Below are 25,457 nucleotides of genomic sequence, written 5' to 3' on the forward strand. Positions count from 1 at the left end.
TGTTCTATATATAATTAAAAATATTCGTCAGCTTGTTCCAGCAACCTTTGCGCTTCTTTTTGAGCAAAGACATTCTGAAGTGTTAAACCGTGGACGTGAGGAGTAGTGTTAAGGACTTCGTTAAGCAGTTTGTCGTGCAATTGGCGGTTAAATGTTAACTTCGCGTATTTCTCAGCATAAAGGACTTTAATCATTAAGTTCTGTCCTTGTGACAGCTCTATACCCTGTTCGAAATACGTTTTGGCGATTTCTGGCTTGCCGCCCAAAGCAGGAGGAAGAAGGCTATTCAAGACGCCCAAATAGAGAGGAACCATGCCATTTTCATAGCTCATATCCAGTTCATAAATATGTTCCATTAATAATGAAACTTTTGCCAAATCAGCAATGACATTCCAGTCAGAACTATTGGACTGAACATATCCGGCCCAAGCCGTCCCTAGTGAGTACAGAACAGGCACATCTTTTTTCTGGTTTCTCATCTCCCCTATGACGTCCTCAAAGTCTGAAAACGACATACTTTTCGGATTACATGCTTTCTTGTTGTGAACACACATGGCTCTCACTGCAAGATTAAATGCCTTATTTGCCATTCGTCGGGCTCTTACTTCATCTTCAACAAATACCCCGGCATAAGCACCGTTAAGAGAGGAAGCCGCCATTAAAAGTGATTTACTTTCCGGGTAAGTTTCAAGAAGACCGTCTAGCATAAGTAAATAGGAAGGCAGTCCAGCCTTAGTCGTTTCTAGGTCATCACTGTTTAATATGCCATAAGGGATATTACTGCCAACATCCATTACTTTAACGACGGAACATCCAGAGCAGATTAGACACAATAGAAACCATATTGCACGATGATTAATAGTTATTACTGCTTTCTGTAACATCATAAACTCTCTATGGCACTGGTTATTTTTAAATGATTATTTGATTTATGTAAGAATACTTATAAATAAAGAACTACCCAATGCAATATCAATGTCCCGCATGAATTATTCAATGTTTTATGAATAAACAAACTTAATTGAATAATTAAATGTGTTGAAAGTATCTATGCAGCATGAAAGTCCATAGATTGAAAAAATAGGGCGGTTTATTGAAATTAGGCTATACTATATTGACTTGATGGTTTTTTTTGCTACAGTCCTGACTTTTTGTAAGAGTGAATATATGCATGTTCAAAGTCTCAAAAAACCATTGGTCTATTATCCATTATTAGCCTTGTTATACTTCTCTATTTTATCTAGCCTATCTACAGGTGAAGATTTATTTAAAGAGGTACTCTATTTTTCGATTCATTACACTCTCTTACAGGCACTTCTTATACAAGTAAACACAAGAGTTCTGCTTAGTAGGTACAATTACTCATCTGTAAAATATGTGGCCTTTTCTTTAGCCACCCTAATACTATTTGTCTTTTTTTCTATCTCAGTTACTGCGTTATGTGTGAATTACGGTTTCTTGCCTAGGCCCACTGAAAATGCAACAGAAATTCCCATACTAGGCTTGGTGGTATTGGGTTTAGTTGTATTAGGTTTTCCGTTTTTTCTCAGCACATTTTTTTTCATACTAGTAAAAGAAAGAGAACAACGGGAAAAAATTGAAGCTTTAGAGAAGTTGCAATTAAAGACGGAGCTGGATTTTCTTAAGCATCAGATAAACCCTCATTTTCTTTTTAATGCTTTGAATAGTGTTTATACAATGAGCTTTCTTGAAGATAAGTCAACGCCTGAAAAAATATTAATGCTTTCGGATATGCTTAGGTACGTTCTTTATGATTGCAACAATGAAAAAGTGTCGGTGTCGAGAGAAATTAGTTATTTAAACTCTTATATCATTTTCCAAAAGTTAAAATCAAATGATGAAAAAAACATTACATTTGAATTGGATAAATTTGAAGAGAGTATAAAAATATCTCCAATGTTGCTTATGCCGTTTGTTGAAAACTGCTTTAAGCACAGCAGGATTGACAGGGATAAGTCTGCTTGGATTAAATTTGAAATTAAGATGACGGATAATAAATTGGTGTTTTTTGCTAAAAATTCAATACCCAGATTAGATTCGCATAATTTATTAATATCAAGCGGTGGTATTGGATTGAGTAATGTCAAAAAGCGATTAGATATCTTATATCCGGATAAATATACATTGTTGGTTGAAAAATCTAAAGATGAATATTCGGTCAAACTAATGATGGATGTTGAATAGTATGAGTATAGTAAAGTGTATAATTGTTGATGACGAATCTTTGGCTAGAGATTTATTAGGGAAGTATATCAATAAAATGCCGAAGCTGGAATTGAAAGAAAGTTTTGACAATGCCATAGATGCGCTTGATTACATTCAAAGTCACGATGTTGATTTAGTATTTAGCGATATAGAAATGCCAGATTTGTCTGGAATTGATTTTGTTAAAAGCATAAATGGTAATTCCGCAATTATATTTACAACGGCTTATGAAGAGTTTGCATTACAAGGATATGAACTTAATGTAGTGGATTATTTACTCAAACCTTTCTCCTTACCGAGGTTTATAAGTGCTGTTAACAAAGCAACTGAGATCATTCGATTAAGGAAACTGGAGCATGATAAACCTGCAAAAATCACTGCTGATATAACGACCAGACAGAATACCGACACACAGAGATTCCTGTTTGTCAGAGATAACAGGAAAGAATACAAAGTTTTCTATGACGATATCCTTTTTGTTGAGGGTGCTCTGGAGTATGTCAGTTTTCAAACACAAAGCAGGCATTATTTAGGCTTGTATTCTCTTAAGGAGTTGGAGAAACAGTTACCTTCTGATGATTTTGTTCGTGTTCATAAGTCCTATATTGTCTCTCTTAAGCACATTAAAGAAGTTAAAGGGAATTTATTAGTTATTCATTCTCATAGCATTCCGGTAGGCAAAACATTTAAAACGGATTTTAATAAGAAATTTAATCTATTTAAGAATAAGAGGTGAATTAATTTTTATCGTTAATTGTTTCTGGCTGGTGTGTTATTTAATGTTACTTAACGTCGTTTAATGATAGCGTATGAAGTGCTCAAAATTCTATTAAATTATTGATAATAAAAAAGAAATTAGTTGTAAAGTTAAATGAAACCAATGAAAATATAGGTTGAAGTTAGATTTCTAAGCATGTGGTCAGAGGTTCAAATCCTCTAGGGCGTGCCATATACGAGAAGCCGTAACAAGTTAGTACTTGCTACGGCTTTTTTGCGTTTGTCGCTAATGGGGTAAGTTATGGTCGCGATTAGTGTCTGGCAATAACTTATTCTACATGGCTTGTGGCGATTACCGCTTGGGTTCCGACAGGAACAACCTCACCACCATGCTCTTTTGCGTATAGGACGGCCTCATCCATGGTTGAAAACCACAGTGCGGGATAACCAATATTCTTAAGCTTTAATCGCTGCGGCAGGTACTTTTCAGATGTACCGGATTCTGTTTCAAGAATTTGTTTAAATTCAACCCAGCTATTAAAACCGTTCTCTTTTGCTACAAGCTGTAAGAGATGCTTTCTCTGAATAATAGCGCTGTTTTTTTGCAATTCAGGAAGTGATATTCCAACAAGTACATTAAAACTAAGTAATCTACGTAGAGTTGGTAGAGAGCGACTAAGTTGTTCTGATTTGGTTGATTTGTGCAATAACTTAGCTTCATATAGCCAAAGTTCTGCAAGGTTTGCTTGTTCAATACGCATAATTGTCTCCTTTATTGAACCTGCTCGCTATCGGTTTCAGAAGTTGTTCAGCGTATTAACTGAATAGATTGTATTTTTTTGCTAAGACATTGGTACGTTTGCTTTTGCGAGGTAGGCGTCCAATCAGCCTGCGACAAGAATACACCACCGAAAAACGTTTGCCAATATAAAGGTTATACTCAAGCATCATCAGATCACTAGAGTCAATTAGTAAAAAAACGGCTAAACGCTCTTTGTAAGCCCTTAGCCGTTTATGGATAACGGTTATCTAAAATTAATGATGATAACGATTATGCTTGTGGAGGCGTACCTTCACCGTTAGAAACCACGGCATCAATTTGTACTAGCGCACCCATAGATACTTCAGAAACACCGACAACGGTTCTTGCTGGAAGGTCACCTTTGAAGAAGGTTGTGTACACTTCGTTTACTGCATCAAGGTCTGCAACATCTTTAAGTTGAATGTTCACTTTAACAATATCGTCCATTACATGGTTAATGCTCTCTACGATAGCTTTGATATTGTTTAGACATTGTGCGGCTTGCTCTTTCACGCCACCTGCAACCATGCTGTCTGTTTTTGCGTCTACTGGCAATTGAGCTGCAATGTGGTTGTAGTGAGAGAAGGCAACAGTTTGTGTGTGCAGCGCATTTCTTGGTGCGTTGTCTGTGTTGTTCGCTTTGATAACAATACCGTGTCTGTCTTCTATCTCTTGCGGTGGTGTGCCGTCACCGTGAGAAACAACAACGTCCATCTGTACGCGTGCGTCCATTGGCAGTGCTGCCGCAGAAACAATAGTACGAGCCGGAACGTAAGCAACGGTTCTAGCAATCGCTGAGTCAGGGAAGAACGTGCTGTACACTTCGTTTACTGCGTCTAGGTCAGACAACTCTTTTAGGTAAACCGTTACTTTCACGATGTCATCAAATGGTACATCGATGCTTTCTAAAATGCCTTTTACGTTGCTAAGACATTGAGCTGCTTGCTCTTTCACACCGCCAGATACCATTTCACCAGTTTTAGGATCGATAGGAAGTTGAGCAGATAGGTTGTTGTAGTGAGAGAAAGCAACCGTGTGAGTAGACATGGCACATTTTGGCGCTTTGTCACTGCTTTTCGCTACTTTAACTAGCGGGCATGGCTCTTGTGGGGCCGTACCTTCGCCGTTAGAGATAAGTGCATCCATTTGAACCAATGCATCAGACATAGGAAGAGCCGCTACCTGAACCGCAGTACGTGTAGGTAAGTATGCTTGGAAGAAAGTTGCGTAGACTTCATTAACCGCTTCAAGGTCAGCGATATCTTTAAGGAATACATTGATTTTAACAACGTCGTCCATTACATGGTCAACGCTTTCAACGATAGCTTTAATATTTTCTAAGCACTGTTTTGCTTGCTCTTTAACGCCACCAGTCACAATCATGCCTGTTTTAGGGTCAACAGGTAATTGAGCAGAGAAGTTATTGTAGTGAGAAAAAGCCACAGTCTGTGTGGATAGGTCACTCATTGGTGCGTTTTCAGTGTTTCTTGAAAGTTTAATGATACCGCTCATAGGATAGGTTCCTTTTAATTTATACAGAGGATTCTAAACCGATCTAGATAGCTCTCTGCTTATTGCTGTTGGGCAATGATCGCAATAGCTTGTTATCCAGATTGGAAGTGTGTTGTGGGTTTTACTGTCTAATAGTTATCATTATTAATAACAATCAATATGGCGCACTGAGGCCAAGTCTAAATATTGATTAATATCAATAGGTTAAACTATTATAAAAAACGGATGTTTTTAGTGGCTACATGGTAGGGGTAGCAACCACCACGGTTATGTACTCTAGATTGCAGAGAGGAACTTGGGTCGTCTCTGGCAAGAGGCATCTGACGCTTATATATGACGAATGGCAATTAAATACCATTACAACGTGAGCCTCTGAGCACAGTGACACAGTATAGGATGACCATGTTTATGCAGTGAAGGTGATCACACAATTGCTGCGTAATAGGTGAAATTACTTCTTGTACTAGAAAATAGTATTAAACAGATAATAAAAAAGCCCCGAAAGGGGCTTTTTGCAACTGGTGAGTCGTGTATTACTTTTCAGCTATCACTTTTTAGCTTTCAAAAAGGTGAAGGTACTCTTCGTAACCCAACTCTTTCATCTTATCTAATGGGATGAATGTCATTGCTGCTGAGTTCATGCAGTATCTTAACCCTGTTGGTGCAGGTCCATCTTTAAACACGTGGCCTAAGTGAGAGTCAGCAAAACGGCTTCGCACTTCGGTACGAGGGTAAAGCAGTTTAAAATCTGTTTCTTCTACAATATAGGCATCGTTTAGTGGCTTAGTAAAACTTGGCCAGCCTGTACCAGATTTGTACTTGTCAGTCGAAGAGAATAGAGGTTCGCCTGACACTACATCGACATAGATCCCTTGTTGTTTATTGTCCCAGTACTCATTATTAAAGGGTTTTTCTGTCCCCTCTTTTTGAGTGACATAATACTGTAACTTGGTGAGTTGCTCTTTAAGTTCGTTATCCGATGGTTTGCTGTATTGTTTTACACTAGCAAGGCCATTTTTCTCATTAATTATCTGACGTAATGTTTTTGGCTGCTCTTTGCGATCTGAACCAAAAATTTTATCTAGGTATCTGTCTCGTCCTGACGCGTTACGATAGTACTTATAACGAATTTTACTTTTCTTATAGTAGTCTTGGTGATAATCCTCTGCCGGCCAAAATTTTTCAAAAGCGATCAATTCTGTTGCTAGCGGCTTTAAGAAAATGCCTGACTGGTCAATTTCTTGCATAAACTGTTCAGCGATTTGTTGTTGCTCTTGGTTATGGAAGAAAATAGCAGGGCGGTATTGTGGACCTCGGTCGACAAAAGAGCCTTTATTATCGGTAGGATCGATATGACGAAAGAAGTGATCTAACACTTGTTCGTAGCTTAACGTATCCGCATCATAGCTCACTTGAATGACTTCAATATGTCCCGATTTGCCAGAAGAAACTTGTTTATATTGTGGGTTGTCTAGATGACCGCCAGAGTAGCCTGAAACAACATCAACCACACCATCAAGCTGTTCTAGATCGGATTCTGTACACCAGAAACAGCCTCCAGCCAGAGTCGCGACAGCAACATTGCTTACGTTTGCTTTTTTATCAACGGCGTTGGCGGTGCCTGAAGGACTAAATAGAGCCAATACAATTGGTAATGAGATACCAATAGAGATCAGTATTTTAGATAGTTTTGTCATTATTATCCCTTTTCGAGTTATCTCTTTGATTTATTTTTGTTGAGCTGACCTCGTTGATGTCGCTTTGAATCCGGCACCTTGAAGTCACTTGAGTATATAGAAAGGGGATAAGAAGAAAAAATTACGGGTGGATCACAAAATAAAATCAGAAAGTGACTATCTATATGAAAAATAAAGAATATATTTCATGCCCTGATGGTCGTTTTAACCATGCAGGGCACGCTAGCCAGATACGTTCTATTTTATAGCACTACAAAAACTTACATCGGCAATATCCTTTTCTTTGTCATAGCTGTGGTACAGCTCAAAGCATGGTCTATCGTCCATTTCCAAACCGAGATCGACAATTTGCGAGATGTGCTCATTCCACGCAGGACCATATTGTTCTTTGTTGGTAATGGTTTTACGCATCGTGCCGTACTCACCACCGACAAATTCTTGCAGTTCCACTTCTCCTGAAACAGTGACCGGCTTAGAAAGCATCAAACAGATATCGGTACGGCACTTGTCCGAAGGGGTGATCTCTGGATTATCGTGATAGATAAATAGACAAGTAGAATCCGCGACATCTTGAGATGCTGCCCACTGATAAAGCTTATCCAACGCGGGTGGGTAGTTTTCTCCGTAAGGCCCTGTTACTCGAATAAAAGCAAGGGTTCCTGATTCAAATTGTTTTCTTTCCATGGTTATTCTCCTCTGTTTTGGTATAGGAGAAGTATATTCATTGATGTTTTCAGAGTCGTTTCCAGTGTTGCGCTGTTGGTTTCCAATATTGCTATTTTGCAAAACCTCTGAAAATAGCTGCAAATTTTCACAGTTGCGAATATCGGTTGGAGATAAGCCAAAGTATTTACGAAAAGCTTTAGAAAAATTTTGTGAGCTGGAAAACCCATAATCAAGAGCAACGGCAGTAATAGGTGGTTTTTTGTAGAAGAGATCCTGAGCGGCTTGCTGCAATCTAAGCCGTCTTAAGTACTCATTAAGAGTTTCTCCGGTAACGGCTTTAAAAACACGATGAAAGTGATAAGGGGAGAGCATAGCCATTTTTGCTACATCGTGTAGGTTAAAAGGTGAGTTATAGTTTTGTTCAAGGTAGCGAATAACAGGTTTAAGTTTTTGGTGATAGTCGGTTTTCATCTCATACTCTCCCTACAGTGATGAGATGGGATTATGACTAACTACTGTTTATATGTACAGCTATTTACTAGGGTGCCGATAAAAAATCCCAGAACACAAAATGCTCTGGGATTTTTGATGGTAAAGATCCGTTAATTTAGTCGCGGCAACTGGCAATAATGCTCATCTCTGGGTTGATTGCAGAGGTAGTAACAGCCGAGAAGTCGATCAGAGTATGGAATAAGTTGTCATGAGAGAAGCCCCCTTTCTGTGCTTTCTCTTCGACACACTGTCTGTCAATGTTATACGCCTGCTCAAAAGAGGCATCCATCCATAAGAACCAAGGAATTTTGGTTTGTTCCTCTGGCGCCAGCGCGTAAGGCGTTCCATGCAGATAAAGGCCATTCTCGCCTAGAGATTCCCCATGGTCAGAAATATACATCAAAGCAACGTTATACTCCTCTTTATAGGACTCTAGTTTTTTGATGGTTTCTGAGATAACAAAATCGGTGTATGCGATGGTATTGTCATAGACATTAACAATCTCTTCGTCGCTACAGTTTTCAATATCACTCTGGTTACATGATGGGGTAAACAGCTCTTTCTCTTTCGGATAGCGTTTCCAGTACGTTGGTCCATGACTGCCTATAATATGAAAGGCAAACAATTGATTGCTGTTTTGATTTTCGCTGATCTCTTGATCAAAGTTCTTGAGCATCACCTCATCAAAACAGTAAATGCTGCCGCAATATTCAGGGTTTTCACTTGGAGTAATCAATAGATTATTGATGTTTTTGGCAACGGCTTTGTCCCCACCATCGTTCTCTTTCCAAAGCACCTTAACACCCGCACGTTGAATAATGTCTAAGGCATTATCTTGGCTGTTTGCTCGTAACTTATTATAACCTTTACGGTTTAAATTAGAGAACATACAAGGCAAGGAGTGAGCGGTTGCAGTGCCACATGACGAAACATCTTGAATCGAGATAATGCCCTGATTTTCAGTGTAGGGATTGGTATTTCGTTCATAACCGTTGTAATTGATATTGGCAGAACGTGCGGTTTCACCAACAATCAGAACCACAAGCAATGGTTTATTGTTCTCAGCCGTCATTGCAGTTGCATCTTCACCAATAATCTTATATTCCAAAGGCTCGGTGAAATAGGTTCTATCAACATATTTTACAGAATTGAAAATATGAGTAGGCACAATAAGCTGGTTTAAGTATGAGTTATTGCGGCCTACTGAAGCATATTCTTTATAGGAAGAGAGATATATCGCGGAGATAACAACAACCGCACCTATGATGACGGCTACGCGTTTAATTATTCTTACTTTTAATGATGCACTTCGATCAAAGCTTACTAATGCAATTAAGATAGAAGGTATAACCCCAAATACCACACTAAAACCGATAGAGGAGAGATTTACATAGGATAAAGCTTCCCCTGTGTTGGTCTCAAAAATGTTCTCTATCATGGAGTAATCAAAAATCACACCATACTGCAGCGTGGCAAAGCTCGCCATGGCTGAACTGGAAACCAAAAGGATAAAAAATGGTTTTGTTATAAATGGCCATGTGAACAATGAAAATATAATGGCAAAAGCAGCAGATAAGAGTAATGGACTTGAGTAAGCAAAATACCCATCTCCAGTCTCTGCAGCGAGAGTAATCAATTTATCTACAACTGGGTAGTTCAGCACAAAGCCAAAATATAAAGAGATTAAAATAATAAATGCCGACGAGCTTATAGAAAGCCTTGCCTTCTTTTTAGAGAAGATATTACTCATGAGAAAAACAGTATCCCGATCCAAGTAAAGGAGGCGAATGTTAGCGCAACAAAGACTGATGCAGAGCCAATGTCTTTGGCTCGACCGCTGAGCTCGTGGTATTCGGTACCAACCCGGTCAACAATGGCTTCAATTGCGGAATTAAGTAACTCACACAGAAGCACAATAACCAGTACGCCAATCAGCAGGATTTTCTCAACAACAGTAACATCGAGCATCAGTGCAATAGGAGTAAATATGATCAATAGCATCAATTCTTGGCGAACCGCAGCTTCGTATTTAATGGCGGCTTTTAAGCCTTGGATAGAATAGCCCGTTGCTTTGATTACGCGCTTTATTCCGGTATAACCCGGCTTACCGTGGTTCATTTCTGTAGACAAATTAATTTACCATTTACTCAAATATTAACGAGAACTTTAATAGCACATAACAGGTGAATGTTGTGTGAACAAAAGTGTGTGATATTACAAGGTCGATTGCTGCTCATCATAAAGTAATTCACAGCGAAATTCTAATTGCTGGGCTCATTGCTCTGGCTATTGCTACACGAGTTTAGCCGAGTGCAATTGACAAAAAAGCAAATAATAGATGGAGTAAAAACCGAGTTCAATCGATTAACGGTAAGGGGTGAAGATTGAGTAATGATAAGTTGGATAATTGTGAACTAGATCGAATGAACTAAGGGAGTAATTTAATGAAGATGTTTACTATCTGCTGGATTATTAAAGAAAAATAGAAACGTAACCGCATGAAATGTGATTACGTTTCTAAATCAATAGATAACTTGTTACTGGCCTAACTCGTGTGCAGTTAGCATCGCGGCAAGGACAAGTTCAGGAGTGACTTCGAATGGCATGTTGTGAATTGTTTCGCCATCCGCACATGACGCAACGGCCACTTCCATTAGTTTCTCACGATCAATCTCTTTTACGCCCATGTCGAATAGGTTGGTTGGTAATCCAACTGAACGGCAAAAGTTAAGAACTTCATTGATCTCTTCCATTGGTGCATTCTCTAGCACTAGCTGAGAAAGCGTACCAAAAGCCACTTTTTCACCATGATATAAGTGATGGCACTCTTCTAACTTGGTAAGACCATTATGAATGGCGTGTGCTGCAGCTAGACCGGAGCTTTCAAAGCCAATACCGGATAAGTAGGTGTTGGCTTCAATAATATTTTCAACCGCAATATTTGATAAGTTTTGCTCACAAGCAATTTTGGCTTTTAGTCCGTCAGCAATAAGTGTTTGGTAACATAGTTTTGCTAGGGCTTGAGCTGAACGCGTTGGTGCACCACCGGCCATTGTCGCTTTGCCAGAAATACCGTTTGCGCGTGCTTCAAAATAGGTGGATAAAGCGTCACCCATACCTGCAACCAAAAGCCTTGTTGGGGCGCCGGCAATGATCTGTGTATCCATGATGACCATGTTAGGGTTAGATGGGTAGAGCAGGTACTCACTGAACTCGCCTTCAGGGGTATATATTACCGAAAGGGCACTGGTTGGTGCGTCTGTTGAAGCGATAGTTGGTACCACGACAACAGGAATGTCACTATAAAATGCAATAGCTTTAGCGGTATCAAGCGTTTTACCTCCACCAATGCCTATGATTGCATCTGCACCATACTCTTTTGCTATGGTCATTAGTCGTTCAATTTCTGGGCGGCTACACTCGCCAACAAATTCAGCCATTCGAAGCGCAACATCAGCCTTTTCGCAGCTATTAGAAACAGTGACACCAACTAATTCAGTGACAAATCCGTCGGCAATTGCTAACACTTTCTGACCTAATGGTTTTACGTATTGACCAATACTTTCTAAAACATTGGCGCCTTGAACATACTTACTTGGGGAAATGATGATTTTATCCATTGCTACAGTCTCTCTTTCAAAAAAAGTATAACGTATTGAGGTAGCCCATAAAGATGAGTAATCAACTTCTTAGTGAGCTAAGTAAGGTGCGAATAAAGATAAGTCGACATAGTGAAAAGGTAACGAAGAGATTGGAAATAATGCAAACATTCATGAAGACAGGCACAAACTATTGGAAAAACTCTGCTTGCCGGAGCGCTATTTTGATCGCTCTCACATAACGCGCTTTTGTGATGGCGATTGTTCCAACTTGAAAAGTTTCTTAAATCTAATTGTTTCGATTTGAAACGAAAACTAGCAACGTTGCGAAGTGATAAAAAACACAGATACTGAAGCTAATTGAAAAGTAACGATTGTCGTTGCGACAGATTTTAATCATTAAATGTAGAGAACATATCAATGAAGAAGCTAATCAATAAAGTTGAGAATGTGGTAACTGAGCAGTTACAGGGGTTAATAGCCGCACACCCTGAGTTAAAAGTATCTTTTGAACCTCGGTACGTATGGCGCAATGATAATCAGGGAAAAGTAGCTTTGCTCTCTGGTGGTGGTAATGGACATGAACCAATGCATGCAGGGTTTATTGGCAAAGGTATGTTAACTGCGGCTTGTCCTGGTGAGGTATTTACCTCTCCCACTCCCGATCAGATGTATGAGTGTGGTAAACAAGTTGATAGTGGAAACGGTGTATTGCTATTAGTGAAAAACTATACCGGTGATGTGCTTAACTTTGAAACAGCGGTCGAGTTGTTACACGCTGATGAGGTAAAAGTGGGTTCTGTTGTTATTGACGATGATGTAGCTGTAAAAGATAGTTTGTATACAGCAGGCCGTCGTGGTGTTGGCGCAACTGTACTTATTGAGAAGATGGTTGGGGCTGCAATTGAAAAAGGTCATAACTTAGATGAATGTGAAGCATTAGCAGCACGTATTAATAATAATGCTCGTTCATTTGGTGTCGCTCTGTCAGCATGTGTCGTTCCTGCTGCTGGAAAGCCCTCTTTTGTATTAGAAGATAATGAAGTGGAATTTGGTGTAGGTATTCATGGCGAACCAGGCATAGAACGAAGAGAATACACTGACGTTGATACTTTAGTTAATCAAATGTTTGCAGAGCTTATTGATTGTCCTCCATACACTCGTACTTTGAATCAGTGGGATCGTGAACAAGGTGTTTGGAAGAGTCAAGAAGTGACTACTGAGGAGTTTGAGATTGGTAGTGAGTTAATTGTAATGGTTAATGGATTAGGTGGAACACCTAGCTCTGAACTGTATGGTGCTTATCGAAAAGTACACCAATGTTGTGAAAATGCAGGTTATAAAGTTGCGAGAAGTCTGGTTGGCGATTACTGCACATCACTTAATATGGAAGGTTTTTCAATTACACTTGTTCAAGCAGACAGTGAAATGTTGGAGCTGTGGGACGCTCCCGTGAATACACCATCATTACGTTGGGGATGTTAAGGAGTAAATTATGACCATTGAAAAAAAGCACATTCTAGTTTGGCTAGCCAATTGCGCCGAAACTTTTGCTCGTGAACAGGATTACCTGACTCAATTGGATGCGGATATTGGTGACGCAGATCATGGGTTAAATATGAACCGCGGCTTTACCCGTGTAGCGGAAAAAGTACCAACGATGGAAAAACAGAGTATTGGTACAATTTTGAAAACAACAGGTATGACTTTAATGTCAAGCGTTGGAGGGGCTAGCGGACCACTATATGGTACGTTTTTTATTCGTGCAGCAGGCATAGTAGATGCAAAAGATTCACTAAGCAGTGAAGATGTTGCTGCTATGTTCCGTGCAGCGATGGAAGGTGTTGTCGCTAGGGGCAAGGCGGAGCTAGGTGACAAAACGATGTGTGATGTTTGGATTCCTGTTGTTGATGCATGTGAGAAGGGCGTTGCGGCAGGTCTAGACACGCATGCATTACTTGAATTGTCTGCCAAAACTGCGGAAGAGTGTGTTCATTCAACTATTGCGATGCAGGCAAGAAAAGGACGAGCAAGTTATTTAGGTGAAAGAAGCATAGGACATCAAGACCCAGGAGCGACATCGAGCATGATGATGCTTAAAGAGCTTCAAAGTGTTGTTCTAGGGGGAAAATAACATGGTTGGTATAGTTGTTGTTTCTCATAGTCAACTTCTTGCCGAAGGGGTCGCTGAGTTAGCGACCCAAATGACTCAGGGAAAAGCGGCGATTGCGGTAGCGGGGGGAGTAGATGACCCTGATAACCCAATCGGTACTGATGGTGTTAAAGTCATGGACGCGATTGAGCAGGTGTTTGACGATTCTGGTGTACTTGTACTGATGGATATGGGCAGTGCTCTGTTAAGTACAGAAATGGCACTAGAGTTATTACCTGAAGAGATCTCTAGCAAAGTCGCGCTTTGTGCAGCGCCAATTGTTGAAGGAACTATGGCAGCATCAGTTGCAGCGATGACAGGCCAGTCTCTTGAGGTCGTTAAAGCTGAAGCGAACAGTGCATTAATGGCGAAACGCTCTCATTTAGGAGAAGAAGATCCCGCCGAAGCCATTACCATGCCATCAATCGATAGTGAATGTATGGTGGAAAGTGAGAGCTGGACAGTACAAAACCCACACGGTTTGCATGCGCGTCCTTCTGCTGCGATGGTGTCTGAGCTGGCTGGCTATGACGCCACAATATGGCTAGTAAAAGCTGACAAAAAGGTTAATGCAAAAAGTCTAAACGCCATTGCATCTTTGGGTGTGTTGCTGGGAGACTCAATTAAATTACTTGCCGAAGGATTAGAAGCTGAAAAAGCAATTAATGCTTTTATGCAATTAGCAAATCGTCATTTTGATGAGGACATTACGGCTCGCGCTCCTTGTCAGCCAGAGATGGAAGAAAACAATAATATTCAAAGCATTGAAGGTGCGTTGTCGGGCTTGTCCGTATGTGCTGGTATCGCCACGGGGCCAGTAGTGAAATACACCAATACCATGCCTGATGTTCCAGAACGCCCATTTGTAACTGTAGAGAATGAGCTGACGTGTTTTTCTTCAGCTGTTGATAAAGTAAAACAGCAATTATTACAGCAAGAGCAGCACGCGAAAGCAAAAGTGGGTGGCGAGCATTCAAGCATTTTTCAAGCACATATCATGTTGCTTACTGATCCAGAATTAGAGACATCGGTTCAGGCTTATATCGACCAATCGATGATTGTAGAGCAAGCATGGTTAACCGCAATCAAAGAGTTAGCCGCTACCTATGCCAACTCAGAGAGTGTTTATCTTAGAGAGCGTCAAGCGGACGTATGGGATGTAGGTCGTCAGCTAATGGTTGCGTTATGTGGTGAATCGGCTACGGAATTTGAGTTAGATAAACCCTCAATTCTTATTGCGGATGACCTGTCTCCTTCTGATACTGCAAAACTAAACCCAGAAAAGGTGTTGGCGATATGCTTAAGTGGGGGTGGAAAGACATCGCATAGCGCTATCTTGGCTCGAGCAATGGGTATACCTGCATTAGTAAAAGTGGCAGGTTTAGAAGAGATTAAAGATGATCAAATTGTCACGCTAGATGGTTTTGGAGGTCTGTTATGGTTGAGCCCGGACAGCGATACGAAAAGTAAACTGGAAGAGAAACGAATCAGTTGGCTTGAGCAATCCAAAAAGCAAAAACAGTTAGCTCAACAACCTGCGTTGACAAAAGGTGGTTTAAAGGTTGATGTTTTGGCGAACATTGGTGGCTTAGAGGATGTGGCGCAAGCGATTAAGTCCGGTGCTGAAGGTGTTGGATTGTTGCGAACTGAATTCTTGTTTCAGGACTGCCAAGTACTTCCTACTGAGCAAGAGCAATATCAAACATATACTGACATTGCATCTGCGCTTGAAGGACGCCCTCTGACGATAAGAAGCTTGGATGTTGGTGGTGATAAGCCAATGCCTGCTTATCCTGTTGAACAAGAAGAAAACCCTTTCCTCGGTTTAAGGGGAGTCCGTTTATGTCTTGCTGATGAAGCGTTGTTTAAAACTCAGTTAAAAGCCGTTATTCGGGCAGCAAGTGAGTACCCAAATATTCAATTGATGATACCAATGATAGCTACGGTGGATGAGTTGATAGAGGTCAAGTCACTCGTGGAGGAGTGTCGTGTTGAGCTTAAATTGCCAGCAGAACGTTATCCAATGAAACTGGGAATCATGATCGAAGTACCTTCTGCGGTGCTATGCGCAGGTGACTTAGCCAAAGAAGCAGACTTCTTTTCAATTGGTACTAATGATCTTACTCAATACGTAATGGCGGCGGATCGAGGAAACCCAGCTCTTAGTGAGTTGGTTAATTATCATCAACCGGCAGTCATTAAAGCGATAGCATTCGCTTGTGATGCAGCAATTAAAGCCAACATACCTATAAGTATGTGTGGTGAAATGGCTGGTGATGAACAAGTGACTGAGCAGTTAGTACAAATGGGGCTGGTTAAGTTGAGTGCCAGTGCAAGCATGATCCCTGCTCTTAAAGCAAAAGTACGCACATTAGATACCAAATTAGATATGATCAGTATTTAAAATAGGTTTTACTGTTGAAAAGAGCTGGCAATTAGCCAGCTCTTTTTTTATACAAATATCTACTGGTTAGGTAATGTTTGTTTTTCATATCTATATTATGTTTTTCTTTGATGATGATAAAAATAATTCACTATAATTAATGAGTTAAATGAAATTATGACTTCTATAGTGATTTTATATATTGCCTTTAGATATGAATGTTATTATCTAAAATAACGAAAAATAAATGTTGTTGCATATATAGCAGGTCGCAATCTTATCGACTTATATTTTTTGTGAGTAAATCAAAACCCTTGTTAGGTTGAGAATTAGTTTTGAGCATGTCAATCGGGTTACTTTCGCCTTAGATGGCAGAATGTGATTGTTTGATCATTATATGGGTCTATCTTTAACTTGTTGTTATTTAGGTTTTTTATTTCCATTTCTAATGGGCCTATATTCTTCTGTTTCAATCAAGGTTTCAATGTGGAACATTTATGATTTGCCATGTTTCTAATTGGAATGACGGGCTGAAGAATGAAAAGAATATCGACCTTGATCACTTTTTATTGGCAAAGAATATATAAATTGTGACGCTGTGTGTATGTGTTCAAAGAACCGTTCATCAAACACCTTATTTACTCATACCAATGTGTCTCTATTTGTTAAATTAGCTGCGAAAGGTATTTTGTGCCCTACAAAAAATATTATCAAGGATTAGGTTATGTCGAAAACTATTGAACATAAAAAAGGTGCAATCGATAAAGCAGTATTTTTTCCTGCTTTGATTGTTACTTTAGTCATGGGAATTTATTTCCTATATGATCCAAAAGGAAGTGCCACCCTTTTGGGAAAAATCCATGCATTTACTACCCATGAATTAGGATGGTTTTTCCTACTTGCTACTGTTGCAGCACTTGGCTTTTGTATTTATATGGGAATGTCACGTTTTGGAAGCATAGTGCTGGGAACTGAAGGAGAGAAACCAGAATACTCTACTTTAACTTGGCTAGGTATGATTTTCACATCAGGTACTGGTGGTAGTGTGCTTTATTTAGGTGCTGTAGAGTGGATTTGGATTATGCAGTCTCCACCATTTGGTATCGAATCTGGCTCTGCTGATGCGGCTCGCTGGGCTTCAGCTTACGGTATGTTCCACTGGGGACCATCTGCCTGGGCTTGGTACATTTCTTGTGCTATTCCTATTGCTTATTTCTTCTTTGTACGCAAACAAAAATCACTAAAAATGAGTGAATTTGCTCGTCCGTTAATCGGCGATAATGCTGACAAAGTTGGCGGCCAGACCATTAACTTCCTTTATATGTTCGGTATGATTGGTGGTGTAATGACTTCGCTAGCGCTTGGAACTCCTTTGATTTCAGGAACTATCGTCTACTTCCTCGGTCTTGAGCAAAGCAATGCCTTTATCGATACTTTAGTGATCTTCCTTTGGACATTCATTCCGTTAGTCGCTCTGATTTTTGGTCTTAAACGCGGTGTTTCTAAACTGAGTGAATGGAACGTGCGCATGGATGTCGTCATGCTAGTGTTGATCGTTATTTTAGGACCTACCTCATTTATTCTAAACCAAGCCGTAGATGGTTTAGGTTTGATGCTACAAAACTTCATCTATATGAGCTTTGTAACTGATGTGATTCGCGAAACAGGTTTCCCACAAGGTTGGACAGTATTCTACTTCGCATGGTGGGTAGTTTATGCAATGCCATTTGGTCTGTTTATCGCAAAAATCTCTAAAGGTCGTACTATCAGAGAAATGGTAATGGGTGGTTTAATCGCTGGTTCTCTAGGTTGTATGGTGTTCTATATGATTCTGCCAGGATTTGGTATTGAACTTCAAATGTCTGGTCAAGCTGACTTAATGACCATATTGAATGAGAGCGGTCGTGGCCAAGTTGTTATTGAGATGCTTCAGCACTTGCCAGTTGCATGGTTGTTTGTTCCAGCATTCGGCATCATCACTCTTGTTTCTTATATTACGGGTCACTGTGCGGTAGGTTATTCGTTAGCTGCTGCTACTCAAGAAGAGATGGGCCAAGATGAAGATCCAGCAAAATGGAACGTTGCATTCTGGTTGATTCTGGCTGGTGTTGTTTCACTTGGGCTATATTTCATCAACCCTGAGAGTTTGAAGCCTCTGCAAACGGTATCTATTTTGACTGGCTTCCCTCTAGTTTTCGTTGTTTATGTTCTTGTTGCTAGCTTTATGAAACAGCTTAAGCAAGATTTACCGGAAGGATTACCTCAAGCGGATAACCAAGGAAAAATCTACCTTAATGTGATTCAAGAGATGAAAGAGCCTGAAGTGCAAGAGGAAGAAGAGGTGTTGGCTACACAAAGCTAACGAAGAGTCCCTGACTTTATACTAAGTCAGGGGCAAAGCAACGTTAGGTTATGCACAAACAAAGAACAACCTTAGAGAAATGAATTAATGTTACAACGCTACCAACCGCAAAGTGATGTCTGCGTAGCTATCTGGAGTACTAATAATGAAAATGATGACTGAACCTCAAAGAGAAACCCCAATTTTAACTGAAACCGAAGTATTGGTTATAGGTGGTGGACCTGCAGGGTTAAGTGCGGCTATTGCGTCAGCAAGAATGGGAGTAAAGACAGTTCTTGTTGAGCGATTTGGTTGTCTGGGTGGAGTATTAACACAAGTTGGGGTGGAAAGCTTTGCTTGGTATCGTCATGAGGGAACGGAAGATTGTGAAGGCATCGGTAGAGAATACGAACGTCGTGCTAAGGAACTTGGTTTCACTCGACCAGAACCTCAATCTATTAGTGAAGTCATTGATACCGAAGGTTTCAAATACGTGGCGGACAGAATGGCTGTCGAAGCGGGTGTGACACCTTTACTTCATTCTCAGGTTGTTGATGTCATCATGGAAGCGGATACGTTATGTGGCGTGATTGTTGAAGGAAAATCCGGTCGACAAGCGATACTGGCTGAGCGAATTATCGACTGTTCAGGGGATGCGGATGTCGCTTATAAAGCAGGTGCCCCCTATACCAAACGTAAAAAAGATGAACTGATGGGCGTGACCGTCATGTTTAATTGCGCGGGTGTAGATGTCGCAAAATTTAATAAGTTTGTCGAAGAAGATCTTAAACCAACTTATTCAGATTGGGGTAAGAACTGGAGCATCATCACAGATGAAAAAGAAGATGATATGTTCAGTCCTTATATGGAAGAGATTTTTAACAAAGCTCAGGAAGAAGGGATCATTCCTGGTGATGCACAAGCTATCGGTGGTACCTGGAGTAGCTTCACGGAAACAGGAGAAGCCCTACAGTTGAATATGGTTTACGCCTATGGCTACGACTGTACAGATGTATGGGATTTAAGTCGTGCTGAAATAGAAGGGCGTCAACAAGCTATTTGGGCGATAGATGCATTGCGTCATTATGTACCTGGTTTTGAAGATGCACGCCTGCGTAATTTTGGTATGACACTAGGTACTCGCGAATCTCGCTTGATTGTGGGTGATAGTCGTGTCGAAAAAGATTACGTACTTAATCAAGGCCGTTGTGCAGATAGTGTGGGTATTTTCCCAGAATTTATTGATGGTAGTGGCTATCTGATCCTTCCGACGACAGGACGTTATTTTCAGATCCCATTAAGCTGTTTGCTACCGCAAAAAGTCGATAATTTGATTGTCGCTGGTCGTTGTATTTCTGCGGACGTTGTGGCTCATACTTCTATGAGAAACATGATGTGCTGTACAGTCACCGGTCAAGGTGCAGGTGTAGCGGCTGCATTATCTGTTCAACAAAATACCAGTATTCGCTCTCTCGATATCTCGTTATTGCATAAAGCATTGTTAGATCAAGGTGTTCGAATCGACTAAGCCATACTACATCCAGAAATATCTTAATAGGTGAGTCTGGATGTTCATTTAAATCACTGTCCAGAAGTGAATTGATCATTGATGTAAATCGATGACAGTTTTCTTTTGCCTAAAAAACAAGCAGAGAATACTAACCGATAAGTTAGCTCATGATTTTTTAGTACGCCTAAGAATAGTGTTGATGTTTGGAGACGAACAAATGAAAAAAATAATTGAACCTCAAAGAGAATTACCGGTATTAATGGAAACCGATGTGCTCGTCATTGGTGGCGGCCCAGCAGGCTTGAGTGCCGCAGTTGCATCAGGAAGAATGGGGGTCGATACAGTTTTAGTAGAGCGCTACGGTTGTTTAGGTGGCGTCCTGACTCAGGTTGGTGTGGAGAGCTTTGCTTGGTATCGCCATGAAGGAACAATAGATTGTGAAGGTATCGGACGAGAGTTTGAGAAAAGAGCCGAGGCGATAGGATTTACAAGGCCAGAGCCTCAGTCAATTAGTCAGGCTGTCGATCCAGAAGGTTTTAAATATATTGCTGATTGCATGACGGATGAAGCGAATGTGACGACACTATTTCACTCGCAAGTTGTTGATGTCATAAAAGAAGAACAGTCACTTCGCGGTGTTATCATTGAAAGTAAATCGGGTCGTCAGGCCATACTTGCAAAAAGAGTTGTAGATTGTTCTGGTGATGCTGATGTTGCCGCTAGAGCTGGTGCTCCATTCACTCAGCGTGACAAAAAGGATCTAATGGGTGTTACTCAAATGTTCCATTGTGCCGGTGTTAATGTTGACAAGTTCCATAAATATATTGAAGAAGAGTTAAAACCCACCTATGCAGACTGGGGAAAAAACTGGTCGATGGAAACCACAGGTAAGGAAGATGATATGTTCAGTCCTTACTTGGAGGAAGTATTTAGTAAAGCTCAGGAGGAAGGAGTTATACCAGGCGATGCTTCAGCTATCGCTGGTTCATTCAGTACTTTCACACAAAGTGGTGAGGCTATCCAATTAAATGTTGTTTATGAGCCGGGTTACGATTGTACAGACGTCTTGGACTTGACGCGTGGTGAGAAGTGGGGTCGTCAACAAGCATTGTGGGCGATCGATGCATTACGCCATTACATACCAGGCTTCGAAAACGCAAGGTTGCGAAATTTTGGAATGACTTTGGGGACCCGAGAGTCTCGGCAAATAGTTGGGGATGTACGTGTTGATAAGGACTATGTACTAAACCAAGGTCGATGCAGTGATTCTATTGGTATATTTCCTGAGTTTATTGATGGCAGTGGCTATTTGATCCTACCAACCACTGGTAACTATTATCAGATCCCATTTGGATGCTTGAAACCTCAAAATGTCAAAAACCTTCTAGTGGCGGGACGTTGTATTTCTGCTGACGTGGTGGGTCATACTTCTATGCGCAATATGATGTGTTGTACGGTAACTGGCCAAGGAGCAGGAACGGCAGCGGCACTCTCTGTGATGGAGGGGGTTGAATTAGATGATCTTGATATTAATCTGCTGCAAAAATCGTTAGTAGAACAAGGTGCCAGAGTCGCTTAGTGAGCGAATTTAATTGATTAAATTTGACTTTAAAGAAAGGTGATTGGAATGAAAGAAATTAGAGAAACAGTGGATGTTGTTGTTGCTGGTGGGGGAACTGCTGGCCATGTTGCCGCGATTCAGGCCGCTCGCGCTGGTGTCAAAGTGAGTGTCATTGAAGCCAGTTCTATGATGGGGGGGACTATGACGGATGGTGGGGTATTTATGCCAAACCATTGGCATACCCCTAAGCAAGCGGTGGTGCAAGGTATTGGCTGGGAACTGTTTAGTCGTTCTAAACAGATTGAAGGACTTCCTATCAAACCGTTTTCTGAAAGACGTGCAGTAGACACCCCAGGATATTACAGCAATATTAATGTGCCTGTTTATGCCACTGTAGCGGAGCAAGCGGCGGTTGAAGCTGGCGTAGAGATCCATTATCACGAATTTATTGGTGAAGTAAAAGCGGATGGAAACTGGTGGGAAGTGATCTCGTATGCCAGAGGAATAAAAAGAATCACTCGTTGCAGAGAGTTATTGGATTGTTCCGGTGATGCAGATGTGGTTCGTGCTTTAGAACTTCCCGTTGTTAAAGCGCCAAAACGACAACCGGGTACACTCCAGTACCGTATTGAAGGTATTGATCTTCAGCAGGTCTGGCAAGGTGAGGTACAAAAACTGTACCAAGAGGCTATGGATTCTGGCCGTTTGGAAAAAGGTGATTGGGCCTACTTTGGTATCTATGACTTTATCTGGTTTTTGCAGATGGGGGGACATAATGCAACACATATTTATGGCTGTGATACTACCGACGCTGATGGCCAAACAAAGGCTAATATCGAAGGTCGAAAACGCATGCTGCGAATGTATGAGTTTGTAAAAGATAAAATACCTGGGGCTGAGAGAGCAGTATTGAAAACCATGTATAACCGAGCTCTATCAAGAGAAGGTTGTCGTATTGTTGGTGAGCATACTGTGTCACTTGATGAGTTTATGCGTGCAGAAAACTATCAAGACAGTATTTGCAATGCATTCAACTACATTGATTTACACAATGAAGATAATGGTTGTGATGAAATATTTCATGAATCTGATGAACTCATTCCTAAAGTGCCTATGTCGGCGTTGATACCTAAAGATAGTAATCGTCTGTTAGTTGCAGGACGTATTTTGTCGTCTGATCGTAAGTCTCTGGCAGGCATAAGAGCGCAATGTACCTGCATGGCGATGGGGCAAGCCATAGGTGCAGCGGCAGCTCTAGCCGTGAAAAAAGGTATCTATTCTCGTGACGTATCCCCTGCGGATATTGTTGATTTAACCGTAGAACATGGCGCAGTAGCGTTGTAAATAGGAGAAAAATATGGAGGTTATTGAGGTAAAAGTAGGAACCATTACATTGGATATCCAGCTAAATGAAAGTGATACCGCCTCAGAATTATTATCAGAATTGCCAATCAGATCCAGAGTAAGACGCTGGGGTGATGAAATTTATTTTCCCACTCCGGTTGATATGGATGTTTCAGCTGATGCTCAAGAAATTGTAGAGGTTGGTGATGTTGCGTTTTGGCCTCCGGATCAAGCTCTTTGTCTGTTCTTTGGGCCAACACCGTGTAGTCAAAATGGCAAACCACAAGCAGCTTCTGCGGTAAATGTGGTTGGTAAGTTATTAGGTGACGTAACTATATTAGCGAGAGTCACCGATAACTCTCAAATTGAAGTTAGACTAAAAACATAAATAGTGTCTTGGCGAGTTAGCTCTGTCTTTTCCCTACAAAGACAGGAGCTAATGAAATGAACTATCACGAAAATAAGTTTTATAATAAATAGTATATAGAGGGAATCTATGCTGTCCTTTAACCGTTTTCGACTAAAAAAAATAATTCAATTACCTATATTGGTTCTTACTCTATTACTTATTTGTTTTGCTAGTGTATTCTATTATGAATTTGTTAAAATAAATAATGTAACTAATTCTTTATCTGTTATTAATGATGATGTTGCTGAAATAGATAAGAATTTAGTTTTTTTGTCGCATGTCTTCGGGAGTTTTAATAAGAAAACAGTAGATGTGTCTGATTTAGAAAAAACACAACGACTGTTATTAAATAAAATTAATGAAGTTAAAGCGAATAATACAAGACTAAGTCCTGAGTTAAAAATAAAAATTGATAATGACTTAGCCATATTTGAAACTCTGCTAGAACAAAAAAATACACTGACAATAGACTCAGTAAACGCCTATCTTAATTTACCTTGGTTAGCCGATAAGTTTGTAAATATTACTCATTATGCGACCGGTGATGATGCTAAGTGGCAGTCAGCCAGAGATGATATGTTGATTTTAAGTTCGCATATACAAGATAGAGTAGCTAATTTATTTACCATCAATATTCCTGACCCTAAAGATAAACTCAAAAATGAACTGGCCCAATTGGAAGCCGTTGTATCGCAAGTCAGTAGCGATAAAAAGTACTTACAGTTTATTGTCGACTATCGAGTGGCAACCAACCAGATTTTAGCGAATCGAGATCAACAGTATGCATTACAATTGACCTTGTATAACACTATTAGCCAAGTCATAGAAGTATTGCAGAACGAGCGTGAGAATAAAGAGCAGCAACTATCTCAATTAGTGCAAGATTATAGTGCGCTGTCTAATTATTTGTTAATTGTAAAGATTATTGCCATTTCGGTATTGCTGACCATTTCGCTACTTTTAACCACCATGATTAATCGTTGGTTGGTTAATTGGATTAATCGTATTAGCAGTAAAATACAAGCCATGTCTCAGGGAGATTTCACTGCCAATATTCAACTAAATCAACAACAAAAAACAGAGAATGAGTTTGTGAAACTCAGTGAAAGCTTTAATAGAACCACTGCCGCGTTATCAGATGTCACTAAGAAATTACTGTCGGTTTCTAATGATGTTTCTTGTTCGTCACAAGACTTAGTTGAAAGTATGACGGCGACAAAAGAAAATGCTCAGTTAGAAGTGGATCAGGTGACCTTAGTGTCGACAGCGGTAAGTGAGTTATCTAGCACCGCAGATGAAGTGAGTAGCAATGCTTCAGTGGCTGATAGCTCGGCTCAGCACGCACTCAATAATGTTCATTCTGGTCAGCAGTCCTTAGATAAGCTTGAAGATATTTCAAATCAAATCGATCTTTCAATACAAGACTCATTGGCAGTGGTGCATAAGTTAAATGAGTTCTCTACCGAAATTGGTATGGTGATTGATGTAATTAATGGCGTTGCTGAGCAGACTAACTTACTTGCATTAAATGCTGCGATTGAAGCAGCGAGAGCAGGAGAGTCGGGTCGAGGCTTTGCCGTGGTTGCTGATGAAGTGAGAAACTTAGCAGCGAAAACTCAAAATTCAACGGTAAATATACAAAACTTAATTGAAAGTTTACAAAAACAGTCGATGGACGCTAATACCAGTATGTTAGCTAATTCCCAATTAGTTATTCAATCAAAAGAAATATCTAGCATGGTAAAAGATTCATTTAATAAAATTACTGAGTCTGTAGAAAAAATATCTGAAATTAATGCGTCTGTTGCAACAGCGTCAGAAGAACAGTCAAGAGTAACTCAAGAGATATTTAAAAATGTATCAATGACTAACGATTTAATAAGTAAAAATGCATCTTCGATAAATAAATGCAGTTTAACAAGTGAGAACTTATCTAATATATCAAATGAACAATCTAGTATTTTATCTTCATTTAAGTATACAGATTGAGGTGGACAGTAATTTCTTAATTTAGTTGTTTTGAATCGACTCATATACTTGAACTAT

The 25,457-nt window shown here is 40.2% G+C and carries 19 protein-coding genes; 11 read left to right on the forward strand and 8 right to left on the reverse strand.

The genetic code is table 11. The annotated features are described in order from the left end of the window. Window positions 1–14 precede the first annotated feature (14 nt). Window positions 15–887, reverse strand: a complete 873-nt coding sequence (locus CHJ_RS04270; RefSeq protein ID WP_317916956.1) for a TRAP transporter TatT component family protein — start codon at window positions 885–887, stop codon at window positions 15–17. Window positions 888–1,167: 280 nt separating this feature from the next. Here CHJ_RS04270 and CHJ_RS04275 point away from each other — a divergent pair, with 280 nt between their 5' ends. Next, window positions 1,168–2,205 (forward strand): sensor histidine kinase, encoded by a 1,038-nt coding sequence (locus tag CHJ_RS04275; protein WP_317916957.1) that lies wholly within the window; start codon window positions 1,168–1,170, stop codon window positions 2,203–2,205. A gap of 1 nt (window position 2,206) precedes the next feature. Next, entirely contained in the window at window positions 2,207–2,962 is a 756-nt protein-coding gene (locus CHJ_RS04280) for a LytTR family DNA-binding domain-containing protein (protein WP_317916958.1), read from the forward strand. A gap of 310 nt (window positions 2,963–3,272) precedes the next feature. On the opposite strand, the gene CHJ_RS04285 is transcribed toward CHJ_RS04280, so the two are convergent. From CHJ_RS04285 to CHJ_RS04315, 7 genes are all read right to left on the reverse strand, one after another. After that, entirely contained in the window at window positions 3,273–3,704 is a 432-nt protein-coding gene (locus CHJ_RS04285) for a hypothetical protein (protein WP_317916959.1), read from the reverse strand. A 290-nt stretch (window positions 3,705–3,994) separates the two neighbouring features. Further along, window positions 3,995–5,257, reverse strand: a complete 1,263-nt coding sequence (locus CHJ_RS04290; protein WP_317916960.1) for a RidA family protein — start codon at window positions 5,255–5,257, stop codon at window positions 3,995–3,997. Window positions 5,258–5,811: 554 nt separating this feature from the next. Continuing rightward, on the reverse strand, window positions 5,812–6,954 hold the full coding sequence (msrB, locus tag CHJ_RS04295) for a peptide-methionine (R)-S-oxide reductase MsrB (protein ID WP_317916961.1): 1,143 nt from the start codon (window positions 6,952–6,954) through the stop codon (window positions 5,812–5,814). 237 nt (window positions 6,955–7,191) lie between these two features. Then, complete coding sequence (locus tag CHJ_RS04300; RefSeq protein ID WP_317916962.1) at window positions 7,192–8,091, reverse strand: GyrI-like domain-containing protein; 900 nt, start codon at window positions 8,089–8,091, stop codon at window positions 7,192–7,194. 136 nt (window positions 8,092–8,227) lie between these two features. Further along, window positions 8,228–9,862 (reverse strand): phosphoethanolamine--lipid A transferase, encoded by a 1,635-nt coding sequence (locus CHJ_RS04305; RefSeq protein WP_317916963.1) that lies wholly within the window; start codon window positions 9,860–9,862, stop codon window positions 8,228–8,230. Further along, a complete protein-coding gene (locus tag CHJ_RS04310) occupies window positions 9,859–10,230 on the reverse strand; it encodes a diacylglycerol kinase (RefSeq protein ID WP_171755281.1) in 372 nt (123 codons plus the stop codon). The genes CHJ_RS04305 and CHJ_RS04310 overlap by 4 nt, the downstream gene beginning before the upstream one ends. Before the next feature lie 419 nt (window positions 10,231–10,649). Beyond that, a complete protein-coding gene (locus CHJ_RS04315; protein WP_171755277.1) occupies window positions 10,650–11,732 on the reverse strand; it encodes a glycerol dehydrogenase in 1,083 nt (360 codons plus the stop codon). 399 nt (window positions 11,733–12,131) lie between these two features. Between CHJ_RS04315 and dhaK the strand changes: the two genes are divergently transcribed. The 9 genes from dhaK to CHJ_RS04360 all read left to right on the forward strand — a co-directional run bounded on the left by dhaK (window position 12,132) and on the right by CHJ_RS04360 (window position 25,400). Then, window positions 12,132–13,196 (forward strand): dihydroxyacetone kinase subunit DhaK, encoded by a 1,065-nt coding sequence (gene dhaK / locus CHJ_RS04320; protein WP_317916964.1) that lies wholly within the window; start codon window positions 12,132–12,134, stop codon window positions 13,194–13,196. A gap of 10 nt (window positions 13,197–13,206) precedes the next feature. Then, window positions 13,207–13,845 carry a dihydroxyacetone kinase subunit DhaL gene (gene dhaL, locus CHJ_RS04325; RefSeq protein ID WP_317916965.1) on the forward strand — a complete coding sequence of 213 codons (639 nt, stop codon included), beginning with the start codon at window positions 13,207–13,209 and terminating at the stop codon, window positions 13,843–13,845. Window position 13,846: 1 nt separating this feature from the next. Then, window positions 13,847–16,267, forward strand: a complete 2,421-nt coding sequence (gene ptsP / locus CHJ_RS04330) for a phosphoenolpyruvate--protein phosphotransferase (RefSeq protein ID WP_317916966.1) — start codon at window positions 13,847–13,849, stop codon at window positions 16,265–16,267. A gap of 703 nt (window positions 16,268–16,970) precedes the next feature. Next, window positions 16,971–18,608, forward strand: coding sequence for a BCCT family transporter (locus tag CHJ_RS04335; RefSeq protein ID WP_317916967.1), 1,638 nt, complete (start codon window positions 16,971–16,973; stop codon window positions 18,606–18,608). A 145-nt stretch (window positions 18,609–18,753) separates the two neighbouring features. After that, window positions 18,754–20,115 carry an FAD-dependent oxidoreductase gene (locus CHJ_RS04340; protein ID WP_317916968.1) on the forward strand — a complete coding sequence of 454 codons (1,362 nt, stop codon included), beginning with the start codon at window positions 18,754–18,756 and terminating at the stop codon, window positions 20,113–20,115. A 199-nt stretch (window positions 20,116–20,314) separates the two neighbouring features. Further along, entirely contained in the window at window positions 20,315–21,676 is a 1,362-nt protein-coding gene (locus CHJ_RS04345; RefSeq protein WP_317916969.1) for an FAD-dependent oxidoreductase, read from the forward strand. Window positions 21,677–21,724: 48 nt separating this feature from the next. Continuing rightward, on the forward strand, window positions 21,725–23,002 hold the full coding sequence (locus CHJ_RS04350) for an FAD-dependent oxidoreductase (RefSeq protein WP_317916970.1): 1,278 nt from the start codon (window positions 21,725–21,727) through the stop codon (window positions 23,000–23,002). Window positions 23,003–23,015: 13 nt separating this feature from the next. Next, the gene (locus CHJ_RS04355; RefSeq protein WP_317916971.1) at window positions 23,016–23,390 is read left to right on the forward strand and encodes a cyclophilin-like fold protein; all 375 of its coding nucleotides are present in this window, start codon (window positions 23,016–23,018) and stop codon (window positions 23,388–23,390) included. 333 nt (window positions 23,391–23,723) lie between these two features. Continuing rightward, the gene (locus CHJ_RS04360; RefSeq protein WP_317916972.1) at window positions 23,724–25,400 is read left to right on the forward strand and encodes a HAMP domain-containing methyl-accepting chemotaxis protein; all 1,677 of its coding nucleotides are present in this window, start codon (window positions 23,724–23,726) and stop codon (window positions 25,398–25,400) included. The last annotated feature ends 57 nt before the right edge of the window (window positions 25,401–25,457 follow it).

The organism is Vibrio sp. MACH09 (assembly GCF_033238805.1).
Classification (GTDB): Bacteria; Pseudomonadota; Gammaproteobacteria; order Enterobacterales; family Vibrionaceae; genus Vibrio.

Coding starts and splice junctions, on each gene's coding strand:
- CHJ_RS04355 (WP_317916971.1), top strand. CDS start 23,016: ATGGAGGTTATTGAGGTAAAAGTAGGAACCATTACATTGGATATCCAG.
- CHJ_RS04315 (WP_171755277.1), bottom strand. CDS start 11,732: ATGGATAAAATCATCATTTCCCCAAGTAAGTATGTTCAAGGCGCCAAT.
- CHJ_RS04310 (WP_171755281.1), bottom strand. CDS start 10,230: ATGAACCACGGTAAGCCGGGTTATACCGGAATAAAGCGCGTAATCAAA.
- msrB (WP_317916961.1), bottom strand. CDS start 6,954: ATGACAAAACTATCTAAAATACTGATCTCTATTGGTATCTCATTACCA.
- CHJ_RS04285 (WP_317916959.1), bottom strand. CDS start 3,704: ATGCGTATTGAACAAGCAAACCTTGCAGAACTTTGGCTATATGAAGCT.
- CHJ_RS04345 (WP_317916969.1), top strand. CDS start 20,315: ATGAAAAAAATAATTGAACCTCAAAGAGAATTACCGGTATTAATGGAA.
- ptsP (WP_317916966.1), top strand. CDS start 13,847: ATGGTTGGTATAGTTGTTGTTTCTCATAGTCAACTTCTTGCCGAAGGG.
- dhaL (WP_317916965.1), top strand. CDS start 13,207: ATGACCATTGAAAAAAAGCACATTCTAGTTTGGCTAGCCAATTGCGCC.
- CHJ_RS04340 (WP_317916968.1), top strand. CDS start 18,754: ATGAAAATGATGACTGAACCTCAAAGAGAAACCCCAATTTTAACTGAA.
- CHJ_RS04335 (WP_317916967.1), top strand. CDS start 16,971: ATGTCGAAAACTATTGAACATAAAAAAGGTGCAATCGATAAAGCAGTA.
- CHJ_RS04290 (WP_317916960.1), bottom strand. CDS start 5,257: ATGAGCGGTATCATTAAACTTTCAAGAAACACTGAAAACGCACCAATG.
- CHJ_RS04280 (WP_317916958.1), top strand. CDS start 2,207: ATGAGTATAGTAAAGTGTATAATTGTTGATGACGAATCTTTGGCTAGA.
- CHJ_RS04300 (WP_317916962.1), bottom strand. CDS start 8,091: ATGAAAACCGACTATCACCAAAAACTTAAACCTGTTATTCGCTACCTT.
- dhaK (WP_317916964.1), top strand. CDS start 12,132: ATGAAGAAGCTAATCAATAAAGTTGAGAATGTGGTAACTGAGCAGTTA.
- CHJ_RS04350 (WP_317916970.1), top strand. CDS start 21,725: ATGAAAGAAATTAGAGAAACAGTGGATGTTGTTGTTGCTGGTGGGGGA.
- CHJ_RS04305 (WP_317916963.1), bottom strand. CDS start 9,862: ATGAGTAATATCTTCTCTAAAAAGAAGGCAAGGCTTTCTATAAGCTCG.
- CHJ_RS04270 (WP_317916956.1), bottom strand. CDS start 887: ATGATGTTACAGAAAGCAGTAATAACTATTAATCATCGTGCAATATGG.
- CHJ_RS04275 (WP_317916957.1), top strand. CDS start 1,168: ATGCATGTTCAAAGTCTCAAAAAACCATTGGTCTATTATCCATTATTA.